This is a genomic window from Pseudomonas sp. GM41(2012) (genome assembly GCF_000282315.2).
Taxonomy (GTDB): Bacteria; Pseudomonadota; Gammaproteobacteria; order Pseudomonadales; family Pseudomonadaceae; genus Aquipseudomonas.
This window is the reverse complement of the sequence record NZ_AKJN02000004.1, coordinates 1-13851: the sequence shown is the minus strand read 5'-3', so window position 1 is coordinate 13851 and position 13851 is coordinate 1. Positions and strand designations below refer to the sequence as shown.

Genomic DNA, 13851 nt, shown 5'->3' with positions numbered 1-13851 from the left:
TACGACAAAGAACCCTGTGGGAGCGAGCCTGCTCGCGAAGAGGCCGGCAGCCTCAACTCACCCTTTGTGCCTTGCTCGTTATGGGACTTTCAGCCTGCACCGTCGGCCCGGACTTTCAAGGCGCGTTGTTGGCGACTCAAGAGCAGTTTGTGGAGAGCTCGACCGGGGTGTCGCTGGCGATGGTCGGGTTGTATAAGGCCTTGGGTGGGGGATGGGAGTCGGTGTATCCGTTGGCTAGCGTCGTTACCAGTAATCCGGTTTGATGGCAGGTGTTTTACGGGTAGGCACGCGTTCCGGGAACTGGTGTGACTGCAACTCTTCTGCAGAGATAACTCGACGCATCCAATGGGAATGTTCCTTCAGCGAACCTGGTGAAGGACAGTTCAATTCAGCTCGATGAGGAAGAATGACCCCGATAGTTATGTCAGGAAAATCTTCGCGAATAGCTTTAAGGGCTGGAGTCATGTCTGTGTCGCTGGAAACCAGTACGAGTTGTTCAATACGGTCATGCACTTCAAGAGCGGCTTGCTTGGTAGCAGTGCGGTACATGCTGATCGCGATGTGTACATCCGTCTCTTTCTCTTCAAGCTTCCAAATGTCGACCTTGTCTTGACGGGAAGCACCTGTTTTCCTGTCGATAAAGCGTGGAGCTTTCGCCGGTTCGAGCGAGTGCCGACCATAGTGCACTGCTACTTTGGTAGCTTTCAGTGCTCGCACATAGGAGTCTTGAGCCTCTTTCGAGATTTTTCCCCGAGTGGCGAGTATCGGTTTTACGGAAGAAGTGAAGTAATCAACGGAGATGATTGAGCTTTGCGGGTTTTCGATATATGTGACATGGGCCAGCAGGCCTTTGAGGTTGAGCCACTTATAGGGAGTGCCCGCGAGCAACCCGTAAAACAGATTGTAGCCATCAACAAAAAAAGCGGTGCGCACGAACTTAATCCTCAAAAACGAAAAAACCGGCCTAGGCCGGTTTCTTCACCCCAACTGCCAGAGAACTGAATCTCTGCGTACGGGGTTGAGTTGGAGCAATCCTAAGTCGTGCTCGCCACGCACGTCAACCACCGATTGACCAGGAGCTACACGACGGCATGCACTCCAGCGCCGACGAGTCAGTTTTGATCACCGACCTAGGTGATGGTCAAGGCGTTGTTGGCCTGAGTTATTAGTGATTGCTACAGGAAGAGTGTTGAAGTGCTGCATTTCGATATAAGTTTGAAGTGTCGACCGCTGCTCTCCGTATCGATTGAATGTATGTTCCCAATTTGATGTGGGATTTATTACCGAGGGGTGCTGAAGGAAAGCCTAAGTATCTGTGCTGAGAAATTTGGCTATTTTGAAACATTACATTTCTATCCAATGACGCCCCTCCGCTTGACGTCCACCCACGCTGTCATAGACTCCGCTCATCCGTCAGGGAGTTACGGTTATGCGGCGTGTTTGTATGTGGGTTATTGGATTGACCTTTGTAACGTGCGTAGTACAGGCGCAAACGCCTGCGCCCGATGATCCGCTGCTGGACAGCAGCGGCAGTGCAAACGCCAGCAGTGAGGCCCGTGGCGTGCTGCGTGCGCGGGATCAGGCGGTGCTCGCCAGTGAGTTGTCCGGGCGTATTGTCGAGTTGCCGTTCAGTGAGGGCGAGTCGTTCAAGAAGGGCGACACCTTGGCGCGTTTTGACTGTTCGGCTTATCAGGCCCAGCTCAATGCGGCCCAGGCTGCCAGCCGTGGCGCCGGTGAAGAGCTGTCCCACAACAAACAATTGGCGGCGTTGAATTCGGTCGGGCGTTTTGAAGTGGCGCGGGCCGAGGCCAAGGTCAGCGAGACTCAGGCGCAATCCCAGGTTTATCAGGTTCAGGTCAAACGCTGCAGCGTGCTGGCACCGTTCGATGGTCAGGTCGTCGAGCGCAAGGTCAAGCGTTATGAAAGCGTCGCTGCCGGCACGCCGTTACTGGACGTGGTCGACAACCGCACCCTGGAAATTCATCTGCTGGTGCCGTCACGCTGGATGGCCCGGCTCAAGCCTGGCCAGACCTTCAGTTTTGTTCCCGATGAAACCGGTCAGCCACTGGATGCCACGGTCAAACGCCTCGGCGCGCGGATTGACGAAGGCAGTCAGACCTTGCTGCTGGTGGCGACGCTTCCCAACGCCAACGGTTTATTGGCCGGCATGAGTGGCACGGCGCGTTTCGCGGAGTTCAAGTGAACGCTCCGGTCACAGGTGGCGCTGAACAGGTGTTCGCAAGGTTTCTGGATCTCGAACGGCTGACCCGCGCTGCTCGCACGCCTGCGCAACTGGCCTACAGCCTGGTCAATGACGGTCAGGCGCTGTTCGGCTTTCGTCACGCGGCGTTGTTGATCGCCGGCAAAGTGCAGGCCGTGACGGGCGTCAGTGCGGTAGAGCCGAATGCGCCGTTCGTGGCGTTTGTCGAGCAGGCCGTGGCGCAGTTGTTCAAGCTCGAGGTGCTGAAACAGGCGCGGGTGATTCCGGCGAATGTTCTCAGCGAATCGATTCAGGCGGACTGGCAAAGTCTTTCCGCGGCTCAGGTGTTCTGGCTGCCGCTGATCGATCACCAAGGTGAGGTGTTTGGCGGTCTGTGGCTGGCGCGGGATCTGCCGTGGAATCCTTCCGAGCAAGTGTTGCTGTCGCAATTGGGTGACACCTACAGCCATGCCTGGCTGGCGCTGCAACCACGCAAACCGTGGCGGCTGCGCTGGACGCGAAAACGTCAGGTGGCGCTGGTCGCGGTGGTGTTGCTCGGGCTGCTGATTCCGGTGCGCCAATCGGTGCTGGCACCGGCCGAGGTTGTTCCGCTGGGCGGCCGAGTCGTTGCGGCGCCGCTGGACGGGGTGATCGCCGAATTCCTGGTCAAACCCAATCAGACGGTGAAAGCCGGGGACCTGTTGTTGCGCTTTGAAAGCACCACGCTCAGGGCCCAGGCCGATGTGGCCGAGCGCGCCTTGGGCGTTGCTGAAGCGGAGCTAAAGGCCAATTCCCAGCGCTCGTTCGCCGATGCTGAATCGAGCTCGAAAATCGATCTGTTGGCCGCACGAGTCGAGCAAAAGCGCGCTGAACGGGATTACGCCCGCGAACTACTCAAGCGCAGCGAAGTACGCGCCGAACGGGGCGGTATTGCGGTGTTCGCCGATGCGGAACGCTGGACCGGTAAACCGGTGCAGACCGGCGAGCGGCTGATGGAAATCGCCGACCCGACCCAGGCTGAGTTGCGCATCGAACTGGCGGTGGGCGATGCGATTGCGCTGGAGCCGGGCGCGCAGGTCGCGCTGTTTCTCGACAGTGATCCGTTGCAACGGCATCTGGCCCGGCTCGAACGCGCAGCTTACGAAGCACAACCCACGGCCGGCGGTCAGCTGGCTTATCGTCTCGACGCCAGTTTCCAGCAGACGCCACCGCGTATCGGGTTGCGCGGGACGGCGAAAGTCTTCGGTGACCGTGCGCCGCTGGCGCTGTACCTGTTACGTAAACCCCTGGCCGGTTTGCGCCAGAGCGTGGGGCTTTAGATGAGCCTGCCGAACCTGCGCGCAGATTTGCAGCTGACGCCTGCGTCACCGGCGCTCGATGGCTCGCCGCGCTGGACCCTGGCCGATCCGGTGCGCGGTCGCTATTTCAAACTCGGCGTGGCGGCGATGCGCCTGCTACGCCATTGGTCCTTGGGTGATCCCGAGCAAGTGCTGCGTGCAGCCAACCGCGAGCCAGGTTTGCCGCTCGATGGCGCGGAGCTTGAGCAATTGCTGGGCTTTCTGCGCAGCCACGACCTGATCACCGCCCTCGATCCGCAACAGCGCGCCAGTTACAGCCTCAAAGCGGCCGCTCAACGCCAGTCGCTGTGGCAGATCTTGCTGCACCAATACCTGTTTTTCCGTATTCCGCTGTGGCGCCCGGACGCTTTTCTCAATCGCGCCTGGCCATGGCTGGAGCGCTTCGGCCCGCGAGCATTACGCTACGGATTGCCGGCAACTCTGGGGCTCGGCGTGTTTCTGGTGTCCCGGGACTGGCAGCGCTTTATCGCGACCTTCCCGCATTTGTTCAGCCTCGGTGGCGCGCTGGCGTTCGGCGTGGCGCTGTTCTTTGCCAAGCTCTGCCACGAGTTCGGTCACGCTTTCATGGCCAAGCGCGCCGGTTGTCGAGTGCAGAGCATGGGCGTGGCGTTCATGGTGTTGCTGCCGATGTTTTACACCGATGTCAGCGACGCCTGGCGGGTCAATGATCGCCGCGCGCGGTTGCTGATTGGCGCCGGTGGCGTGCTGGCGGAATTGCTTTTGGCGAGCCTCGCGCTGCTCGCCTGGTCGCTGCTGCCAGACGGTCCCGGACGCACGGCTGCCTTCATGCTCGCCAGTGCTACCTGGATGACCACGCTGGTGATCAACCTCAACCCGTTCATGCGCTTTGATGGCTATTTTTTGCTCAGTGACTATTGGCAAGTCGACAACCTTCAAGGGCGTGCGTTTGCCCTTTGTCGTTGGCGCTTGCGCGAGTTTTTATTCGGTTACGGTGCGCCGGCGCCGGAGCCCTGGTCGCCGAAGATGCAACGGCGTTTGCTGATCTGGGGTTACGGTTCGTGGCTGTGGCGTGCGGCGTTGTTTTTCGGGATTGCGCTGGCGGTCTACCACCTGTTCTTCAAGGTGTTGGGGATTTTCCTGATGCTGGTGGAACTGGTGTGGTTCATTTTCCTGCCGATCATGAGTGAGTGGCGGCAATGGTGGACTCGTCGCGAACAGGCGCATGCGCCTCGGGTGCTGCTCAGTGGTCTGGCGTTGCTTGGGTTGTTGCTGATGCTGGTCGTGCCGTGGCGCAGCGCCGTGGAGTTGCCGACGATGCTGGAGGCGGGCCGCGCCAGTGCCTTGCATGCGCCAGTCGCGGCGCGGGTCAAAACGGTGAATGTTCACGATGGTGAAGCGGTTGCCCAGGGCCAGGTGTTAATCGAGCTGGAATCCCCGGACCTGGATTCGCGTCAGGCCATCGTCCGTCGCGAAATCCAGATCCAGCAGTTGCAGATGCGCCGCCAGGCCAGCCGCAGTGAAACCGCCGCCGACGCCGGTATCGTCGAACAGCGCCTGGCCGAAGCGGTGGCTGAATATCGCGGATTGGCCGCCCAGCGTGAGCGCCTGCTGCTGCGGGCGCCCCACGCCGGCAAGGTGCGCGATCTGTTGCCGCAGTTGGCAGTCGGTCGCTGGTTGTCGAGCAAAGATCCGCTGGCGCGGGTGGTCGAAGACGGCGCGCGGTTGCGCGGTTATCTGGCCGAGGTCGAGCTCTGGCGTGTCGCCACTGGCGCCAGCGGGCGCTTCATCGCCGACGATCCGATGCACCCGGCGATCGCCGTGCAACTGAGCGAAATCGACACCAACGGCGCGGAATTTGTCGATCAGGAAGCGTTGACCTCCGATCACCATGGGCCGATTGCCGTGCGCCGGGATCAGCATCAAAGAGCGGAGCCGGTACAGGCTCAATATGGGGCGCGGTTGAGCGTCCTCGAAGAGGTACCGACGCCGGTGCAACCCTTGCGCGGCATTGTGGTGTTGCAGGGGCGCGGCGAGTCGTTGCTGGGTGTCGCCTGGCGGCGGTTGGCGGCGCTGGGCGTAAGGGAAAGCGGTTTTTAGGGAGAGCAACGATGGCAAATACCGATTCAGTGGCGGCCGACGGCTTGGTGGTTCGGCCTTCACGGGCCAGCGATGGGGCTTTTCTGCACAGCCTCTATCAGTCGGCGCGGCCGGATCTGCAATGGATCGATGGTGAGCAAGAGGTGGTTGAGCAGGTGGTGGCCCAGCAGTTTCGAGTGCAGGAACAAGGTCTGGGGGAACGCTTCCCCAACGCGATGCATTACGTGATCGAGAAGCTCGACACGGCCATCGGTGCGCTGACCACCGATTTTGGCCCAAATGAAATTCGTGTGTTGTACCTGGCGTTCATTCCCCAGGCTCGCGGCCAGGGCTATGGCCGCAAGGTGCTGCAAGGTGTGCAGAAAGCCGCGCAACAGGTTCGTTGCCCGGTAGCGACGGTGGTTTGGGCCAACAATCCCCACGCGCGCCAGCATTACCTGGCGCTGGGGTTTCAGGTGGAAGAGCGCAACCCGGCGGCGGAGCGGTTGGTGTGGTATCCAATAGTTTGAAAACACCACTAAACCCCTGTGGGAGCGAGCCTGCTCCGGGCGGCGTTCCGACGATAGGGCCATCACATTCAACATCAACTTTGAATGATCCACCGCAATCGCGAGCAGGCTCGCTCCCACATTTTCAGATTATGTGTATTCAGTTGAACGCGATGTAGAAATACCCCAAGCCCGGGTCACGTCCCATGGCCGGCACTCGGGAAACAAAGATGTTTTCCACCTGACCCAGTTCCGGCAATTCCAGCGTACACAACCCATCGACAAACTCTGTGGGTTTCAAGCTGTTGAACTCGACGCTGAACGGCATGCGCTCGTTGTTGGGCATCCGCGAGCGGGGTGTTTCTTCAAGGCTGCCGATATGGATCGGCAATTCACTTCCATCCGGCAGTCGCAGCGTCCCCGTCTTGCCCAGCAGCTTCTGAAAGTGTTGGCTTTGAACCTGTTGCAGCATGGTGTCACTCCAGAATTGAAAGTGGCCGGGGGATTTGAATCCCCCGGCGGCTCCTCAGTTGCGCGAAGGGAACAACCCGTTCAAGGCGATGCTGAAGTTGAGCACCAGGAAGGGGTTCATCGTTTCCATGGGCAGGCCGTTACCGGCGGACGAGATTTCCCCGGTGACCGTGGTGGCCACGCCTTTAAGTGGCACGGCTGAAGCGCCTTGCGCGTCGGAGTAGATGCTCGCCGAACCCGGGCCGCCGCCCGAGGCACCGATGTACGAGTTGGTCGCGGTCGGGTTGGTGACCGGGTTGCTCGCCGGGCTGGCCAGTTGCAGGGTGGTGGCGGCCGTGAGCCCGGACAAGGCGTGGGTGTGATTGGGCAGGTTGGTGATGGTGGCGGTAACGTTCTCGGTCCCGGAGAATTCGCCGATGACGCGCGGGGTCAGGTTCAGGCCGTTGCCCATACAGACCGGCATCCGGCCTTGCAGGTTGGGCAGCATGAAATTGGTGGTGCCATTGCCTCCGAAGTTGACGCCCAGCAGTGCAAAAACCGTGTTGTATTGCGCGATGCTCAGCGTCTGGCCATTGCACAGGGCCCAGCCGTTGGGCGCGTAGTTAAAGGCGAAAGGTTGGATAGTGCCGATAAATACTTCCATAAGTCCTCATCCCTCAGGTTAGTTGTCTGGCGCGCCACGCGGGTGGCCCGGGCCCCCGGGCAGATCGTTGCGAACAGCCGATTCCTTTCATCTCCGTGGCTGGGTCACGCCACGCCAGAGCGTAGTAGATCCACATGGAATGCCGAATGTCGTTGGTCGCAAAGCCAGCATCGACGACGGCGCTCTCGCTGTCCTACAGTGATTACAAGCTTCAAGGTTTTTCACCGGCAGTCTCGAGGGGGGGCAATGGAGGCGCGCAGAGAAACGCCGCTTGACGGCACCCAAGGCCCCCACGCCGCACCCGGCGCCTGGGCGAGTGTTCAACGCTTGCTTCGATGGGTGCGCGAGCATTGGCTGCTGCCGATCCTGGCACTGGCCGCGCTGGTGCGTTTTTATGACCTGACCGCGGCGGCGGTCTGGGGCGATGAAGGTTCCAGTCTGCTGCTGAGTCAGTATTCGCTGGCCGGGATCTGGGTGCATGCCGCCCATGATGTGCATCCGCCGCTGTATTTCATGCTGCTGCATGGCTGGATCGAGCTGTTCGGCGATGGCATTTTTTCGATCCGAAGCCTGAGCGCTTTACCGGGGATTGCCACCGTGGCGCTGGGCGTCTGGCTGGTGGACTTGCTCGCCACTCGCCGCGCCGCGTTGTTGGCCGGTGTCCTGTTGGCGCTGCTGCCTACCGCCGTGCGTTACAGCCAGGAAGTGCGCATGTATTCGTTGCTGGGGCTGTGGCTGATCGCTGCCACGATTGCCCTGGTCTACTGGATCAAACACCCCGGACGTAAACGTTATCTGGTGATTTACGCACTGCTGATGAGTGCGGCGTTCTACACCCATTACTTCACCGCCCTGTGCGTGCTGTGTCACTGGCTGTATCTGGGACTGATCCGCGTACAGCCGGGCTATCGTTTGCGGCATATCCAGCAGCCCGGCTGGTGGTGGGCGAACGTGGCGATTGTGTTGGTGTACTTGCCGTGGGTGCCCAACCTGATCGATCTGATTCAACACATGGATCAACTCAAAGCCAATGGTGATGTGGGGTGGGAGACACCGGTCACGTTCGCCTCGTTGCCTTCGATGATCTGGTCGTTCCTGATCCAGGACGATGGCGAGTCCCTGACTGCACCGATTTTCAGCATGTTGCCTTTGGCGTCGCTGGCCCTGGTGTGGGTGGCGCTGGCGCGGGATCGCAGTGTCATTCGTGGCAGTGCATTGGTGGTGATCTACACCGTTTTGCCGTTGTTGCTGGTGTTTTCGGTGTCGTTCATCTCGCCGGTGTTCATCGAGCGTTACCTCACCGCGTACGCCCTTGGTCTGCCGATGATTGCCGCGTTGGCCATCGATCGCCTGTACGCGGTCTTTCGGGTGCTGGCCGTGACGGTGCTGGTGTTGTTTGTCGGCGTCGAACTGGTGGGGCTGAACAACAACGCCACGGTCGATACCAACGATCAAATCAGCGTCATGGTCGACTACGTGAACCAGCACTTCGTTGCCGGTGACCGGATCGTCACCAGCGACTTGCTCTGGTACCTCAGTTACGTCTATTACAACCGCACCGACGCCAAACCACTGCTGTACACCCCGCCGTTGGCCAATGGCGCTTCGAGCCGGCCGAATGCCTATGGTTTCGGCACGCTGGTGACCCAGGACATTTACCTCGACAGCCTCGGTGATTTGCCCAAAGGCACTGGCCGAGTGTGGTTGATCGGTACCGTCGATGTGCCTGACGAATTCGCGCCGTTGCCCGCAGGCTGGCAGAACGTTGGCGTAACACAGGCGGGAGGCGCCAACGCGCGGTTGTTCGTGTTGCATTGAGCCTGTAACTAAAATCGCGTTTCCCAGACGATTTAGTTTCGATTTGATATCAAAACACCATTACCCCTCAGGCCATTCATGGTCTAGGCTCCGTCATACATAAAGGACTTATGACCAGGGTGAAGGGATTGTCACAGTTCCATTTTATTTCCGGCTTGCCGCGCTCAGGCTCGACCCTGCTTTCTGCGATCCTTTTGCAGAACCCGCGCTTTCATGCCGGCATGACCAGCCCCGTTGGCGCCCTGTTTTCCGGTGTTCTGGAACAGTGCAGCGCCGGCAGCGAGTTCGGTGCGGTGATCGATACCGATCTGCGCCGCCGTTTGCTTCGCGGACTGTTCGACTCCTTCTACGCCGACAAGGCCGACAAACCGGTGGTGTTCGACACTAACCGGTTGTGGAGCTCGCGACTGCCGGCCATCAGCGATCTGTTCCCGCAAGCCAAGGTCATTGCCTGCGTGCGCAATGTTGCCTGGGTCATGGACAGCATCGAGCGTTTGTATCGCGCCAACCCCTTTGAAAACACCAAGCTGTTCGGCGACGCAGTCGAGCGCAACACGGTCTACAGCCGTTGCGAAACCCTGGCGCAGCGCAATCGTCTGGTGGGGTTTGCCTGGGCAGCGCTCAAGGAAGCCTATTACGGCGAACACGCCGACTCATTGCTGATTGTCGATTACGACTTGCTGACCCAGGCACCTGATCGGGTCATGCGGCTGGTCTACGACTTCATTGGCGAGCCGTGGTTCGAGCATGACTTCAACAACCTCGCCTACGATGCGCCAGAGTTCGATCAAGCCCTCGGCGTCTCCGGTCTGCACAAAGTCAAACCCAAGGTCGAGCTGCAATCGCGGCGCACGATCCTGCCGCCGGATTTGTTCAAGCAATATGCAGAATTGTCCTTTTGGCTCGATGGCTCAGCCAGCGCCGCCAATGTCATTCGTATGAAGGCCGACGCCGCGATCAGTTGATCGCGGCGTTTTCATTGACGCATCAAGCAAGTTCGAGTCCGGGTGAGCAGCATGTGGTGGAGCAACGGCAAGTCGCGAGTTACCGAAGGCGCACGGGCGCTGGCCTCACCCATGATCATGTCCCTGGAACCGCGAATGCTGTTCGACGGCGCGGTGGCGGCCACGGTGGCCGATACCGCTCAGGCGGACAGCCACAGCACGGCGGATGCCGCCAAGACGCCAACGGCCGACCAACCGGTCGCCAGCAAGGACACCCACGGCCAGGCCGATGCCACACCTGCACCAGCCCCCGTTGCAGTGCCGGGCCAGAGCGTGGTGTTCGTCGATTCGCGGGTCAAGGATGCCGATAGCCTGCTCAAGGGCGTGGCACCTGGCACCCAAGTGGTCCAGCTGGACGCGAGCAAGGACGGCTTGCAGCAAATTGCCGCCTATCTGGACACGCATCAGGGCATCAGTTCGGTACAGATCATTGCCCACGGCAACGCGGGCGATCTGTGGCTGGGCAACAATTATCTGTCGGCTGACAACGTCGCGGCCCGCAGCGCCGTGCTGGCGGAAATCGGCAAGGACATGAACGTCGGCGGCGACATTTTGATCTACGGCTGCTACACCGCCGAAGGTGAACGCGGCTTGAGTTTTGTCGACTCGCTGGCTCAATTGACCGGCCGCGATGTGGCTGCTTCCAGTAATCGCACCGGGATCGGTGGCGACTGGAATCTGGAAATTGCTACCGGCAACATCGAAAGCGCCAACGTCCTCTCGACCACGGCCATGAGCGAGTATCAGTGGGGCCTGGCAACCTGGACGGCCACCAACAACGCCAACACGGGCGTCGGCTCACTGCGTGCCGCCATCGCCTCGTCGCAGAACGGCGATATCGTTACCTTCAGCACTGGCATGACAGTACAGCTGACGTCCGAACTGCTGATCAACAAGAACATCACCGTTGATGGCGACTTGAACAACGACGGCGTGGCTGACGTGATTCTCGACGGTCAGTACAGGACCCGAGTGATTGAAGTGTCGTCTGGCAGCATCGTGACGCTCGATGGCCTGGTGATCACCCGTGGCCTGGTGTCGGGCACGGGCGGCAATGGCGGTTACGGTGCCACGGGTTCGATGGCTGGGGGCATTTTCAACGCAGGGATTCTGACCCTGAACAACGTCAGCGTGACCTCTAACGGCGCTTCCGGTGGCGGCGGCGGCGGCGGTGTGACGGGCGCTTTTTACGGCGGCGGCGGTGGTGGCGGCGGCGGTTTGGGTGGCCAGGGCGGCGGGCATGGCGGTTCGTCGGGGCCGGGCACCGGCACGCTGGGCGGCCAGGCGGGCAGCGGTGGTGTCGGCGGTTACGGCGGCGGTTATGACGCCACCCACATGGGCGGTCGCGGCGGTACCACCACGGGCGGGGCTGGCGGCGTAGGCGTTTCCTATTACAGCAACGGCGGTAACGGTTCGACGGCCACCAATGGCACGATTTCCATTGGTGGCGGGGGCGGCGGGGCCGGTTGGGACAAGGTCGGTGGCGCCGGCGGCAACGCGGTGGGCGGGATCTACAACGCCAGCACCGGTACCCTGACCATTGTCGGCACCTCCACCATCAGCAACAACATTGGTGCCGGCGGCGGTGGCGGCGGTGGTGGTGGCCAAGGCAGCAATGCCAGCAATGGCGGCATTGGTGGCCGGGGCGTCGGTGCGATCTGGAACAAAGGCACGCTGCTGATCACAGCCGCCAACTTCGCCGCCCTGGCCGGTAATGCCGCGGCCAGTGGTGCAGGCGGTACCGCGCAGGGCGGTGGCAGCCCCGGCACTTCGCCAACCGCCGTCGCGACCATCTACAACGACGGTGGCATACTCAACACCGCGTATTCACCACCGCCGACCGCGACCATTGTGGTCGCTGACACCACACTGAGCATCGGCGAAACGTCCCTGGTGACCATCACCTTCTCCGAAGCCGTGACCGGTCTCACCAATGCGGACCTGACCATCGCCAACGGCACGTTGACCTCGGTGAGCAGCGGCGATGGCGGCATCACCTGGACGGCAACGTTTACGCCGTCCGCCAGTATTTCCGATACGACCAACGTCATCACCCTGGACAACACCGGGGTGATCAACATTCTGGGCACCGCCGGCGTCGGCACCACCAACTCCAATAACTACACGGTCGACACCGTACGCCCGACCGCCACCATCGTGTTTACCGACACGGCGCTGAGAATCGGCGAAACCTCCCTGGTGACCATCACGTTCGACGGGGCCGTCACCGGTCTCACCAACGCCGACCTGACGATTGCCAACGGCACCTTGACCTCGGTGAGCAGCGCCGATGGCGGTATCACCTGGACGGGGACTTTCACGCCAAGCGCGAGCATCACCGACACGACCAACCTGATCACCCTGGACAACACCGGGGTCAACGACCTGGCGGGCAACGCCGGCAGCGGCACCACCGATTCGAACAATTACGCCATCGATACCGTGCGGCCAACGGCGACCATTGTGGTGTCAGACAATGCGCTGAAAATCGGCGAAACCTCGCTGGTGACCATCACCTTCAGTGAAGCGGTCAGCGGTTTCACCAACGCCGACCTGACCATCGCCAACGGCACCTTGAGCGCGGTCAGTAGCAGCGACGGCGGCATCACCTGGACCGCGACCTTCACACCTTCCGCGAGCACCAACGACGCGACTAACCTGATCACCCTGAACAACACCGGGGTCAGCGATCTGGCGGGCAATGCCGGCAGCGGCACCACCGATTCGAACAATTACGCCATCGATACCGTGCGACCAACGGCAACCATCGTGGTGACGGACAATGCGCTGAAAATCGGCGAAACCTCGCTGGTGACGATCACCTTCAGTGAAGCGGTCAGCGGTTTCACCAACGCCGACCTGACGATTGCCAACGGCACCTTGAGCGCGGTGAGCAGCAGCGATGGTGGTATCACCTGGACGGCGACGTTTACCCCGACTGCCAGCATCACCGACACGACCAACCTGATCACCCTGGACAACACCGGGGTCAGCGACTTGTCGGGCAACGCCGGCAGCGGCACCACCGATTCCAACAACTACGCCATCGACACTGTGCGGCCAACGGCAACCATTGTGGTGACGGACACGGCGTTGAGAATCGGCGAAACCTCGCTGGTGACGATCACCTTCAGTGAAGCGGTCAGCGGTTTCACCAACGCGGACCTGACCATTGCCAACGGCACCTTGTCGGCGGTGAGCAGCGCCGATGGCGGCATCACCTGGACCGCGACGTTCACACCTTCCGCCAGCATCAACGACACGACCAACCTGGTCACCCTGGACAACACCGGCGTCGCAGATCTGGCCGGTAACGCCGGCAGCGGCACCACCGATTCCAACAACTACGCGATCGACACCGTGCGCCCGACCGCTACGATTGTGTTGGCCGATTCTTCGCTGACACAGGGCGAAACCTCGCTGGTGACCATTACCTTCAGCGAAGCGGTCAGCGGTTTCACCAACGCCGACCTGTCGATTGCCAATGGTACGTTGAGCGCGGTCAGCAGCAGCGACGGCGGCATTACCTGGACGGCGACCTTCACGCCGACCGCAGGCATTAACGACGCCACCAACGTTATTACTCTGGCCAATACCGGCGTGGCCGACATCGCGGGCAACACCGGCAGCGGGACCAGTTCTTCGGGCAACTACGCCATCGACACCGCCCCGCCGACCGCGACCATCGTGGTGGCGGACAACGCCCTGAAAATCGGTGAAACGTCACTGGTGACCATCACCTTCAGCCAGGCCGTGAGCGGTTTCACCAACGCCGACCTGACCATCGCCAACGGCACGTTGAGCGCGGTGA

The 13851-nt window shown here is 60.9% G+C and carries 11 protein-coding genes; 8 read left to right on the top strand and 3 right to left on the bottom strand.

Annotated elements, in window-relative coordinates:
- Positions 1 to 80: 80 nt before the first annotated feature.
- Entirely contained in the window at positions 81 to 263 is a 183-nt protein-coding gene (locus PMI27_RS32370) for a hypothetical protein (protein WP_008148094.1), read from the top strand.
- On the opposite strand, the gene PMI27_RS26855 is transcribed toward PMI27_RS32370, so the two are convergent.
- Positions 244 to 933, bottom strand: a complete 690-nt coding sequence (locus tag PMI27_RS26855; protein ID WP_008148097.1) for an NYN domain-containing protein — start codon at positions 931 to 933, stop codon at positions 244 to 246. The genes PMI27_RS32370 and PMI27_RS26855 overlap by 20 nt on opposite strands.
- Before the next feature lie 496 nt (positions 934 to 1429).
- Between PMI27_RS26855 and PMI27_RS26860 the strand changes: the two genes are divergently transcribed.
- The 4 genes from PMI27_RS26860 to PMI27_RS26875 are packed head-to-tail and all read left to right on the top strand — an operon-like array spanning position 1430 to position 6125.
- Positions 1430 to 2203 carry an efflux RND transporter periplasmic adaptor subunit gene (locus PMI27_RS26860; protein WP_008148099.1) on the top strand — a complete coding sequence of 258 codons (774 nt, stop codon included), beginning with the start codon at positions 1430 to 1432 and terminating at the stop codon, positions 2201 to 2203.
- The gene (locus PMI27_RS26865) at positions 2200 to 3519 is read left to right on the top strand and encodes an efflux RND transporter periplasmic adaptor subunit (RefSeq protein WP_008148102.1); all 1320 of its coding nucleotides are present in this window, start codon (positions 2200 to 2202) and stop codon (positions 3517 to 3519) included. Before PMI27_RS26860 ends, PMI27_RS26865 begins: the two co-directional genes overlap by 4 nt.
- Positions 3520 to 5616, top strand: a complete 2097-nt coding sequence (locus tag PMI27_RS26870) for an efflux RND transporter periplasmic adaptor subunit (RefSeq protein WP_008148104.1) — start codon at positions 3520 to 3522, stop codon at positions 5614 to 5616.
- An 11-nt stretch (positions 5617 to 5627) separates the two neighbouring features.
- Positions 5628 to 6125 (top strand): GNAT family N-acetyltransferase, encoded by a 498-nt coding sequence (locus tag PMI27_RS26875; protein WP_008148107.1) that lies wholly within the window; start codon positions 5628 to 5630, stop codon positions 6123 to 6125.
- Positions 6126 to 6264: 139 nt separating this feature from the next.
- Here the strand turns inward: PMI27_RS26875 and PMI27_RS26880 are convergent, their stop codons facing one another.
- The gene (locus PMI27_RS26880) at positions 6265 to 6576 is read right to left on the bottom strand and encodes a DUF6916 family protein (protein WP_008148109.1); all 312 of its coding nucleotides are present in this window, start codon (positions 6574 to 6576) and stop codon (positions 6265 to 6267) included.
- 54 nt (positions 6577 to 6630) lie between these two features.
- Complete coding sequence (locus tag PMI27_RS26885) at positions 6631 to 7218, bottom strand: phage tail protein (protein WP_008148111.1); 588 nt, start codon at positions 7216 to 7218, stop codon at positions 6631 to 6633.
- Positions 7219 to 7464: 246 nt separating this feature from the next.
- On the opposite strand from PMI27_RS26885, the gene PMI27_RS26890 reads away from it, so the two are divergent.
- The 3 genes from PMI27_RS26890 to PMI27_RS26900 form a co-directional block, all read left to right on the top strand.
- Positions 7465 to 9036 carry a glycosyltransferase family 39 protein gene (locus PMI27_RS26890; protein WP_008148112.1) on the top strand — a complete coding sequence of 524 codons (1572 nt, stop codon included), beginning with the start codon at positions 7465 to 7467 and terminating at the stop codon, positions 9034 to 9036.
- 119 nt (positions 9037 to 9155) lie between these two features.
- On the top strand, positions 9156 to 10001 hold the full coding sequence (locus PMI27_RS26895) for a sulfotransferase family protein (protein WP_033053006.1): 846 nt from the start codon (positions 9156 to 9158) through the stop codon (positions 9999 to 10001).
- A gap of 51 nt (positions 10002 to 10052) precedes the next feature.
- On the top strand, positions 10053 to 13851 hold a 3799-nt coding region (locus tag PMI27_RS26900; RefSeq protein WP_024164516.1), incomplete at its 3' end, for an Ig-like domain-containing protein.

What these genes read in the sequence shown, in the direction of transcription:
- PMI27_RS32370 (WP_008148094.1), top strand. Translation starts at nt 81, where the DNA reads ATGGGACTTTCAGCCTGCACCGTCGGCCCGGACTTTCAAGGCGCGTTG.
- PMI27_RS26860 (WP_008148099.1), top strand. Translation starts at nt 1,430, where the DNA reads ATGCGGCGTGTTTGTATGTGGGTTATTGGATTGACCTTTGTAACGTGC.
- PMI27_RS26870 (WP_008148104.1), top strand. Translation starts at nt 3,520, where the DNA reads ATGAGCCTGCCGAACCTGCGCGCAGATTTGCAGCTGACGCCTGCGTCA.
- PMI27_RS26875 (WP_008148107.1), top strand. Translation starts at nt 5,628, where the DNA reads ATGGCAAATACCGATTCAGTGGCGGCCGACGGCTTGGTGGTTCGGCCT.
- PMI27_RS26880 (WP_008148109.1), bottom strand. Translation starts at nt 6,576, where the DNA reads ATGCTGCAACAGGTTCAAAGCCAACACTTTCAGAAGCTGCTGGGCAAG.
- PMI27_RS26885 (WP_008148111.1), bottom strand. Translation starts at nt 7,218, where the DNA reads ATGGAAGTATTTATCGGCACTATCCAACCTTTCGCCTTTAACTACGCG.
- PMI27_RS26890 (WP_008148112.1), top strand. Translation starts at nt 7,465, where the DNA reads ATGGAGGCGCGCAGAGAAACGCCGCTTGACGGCACCCAAGGCCCCCAC.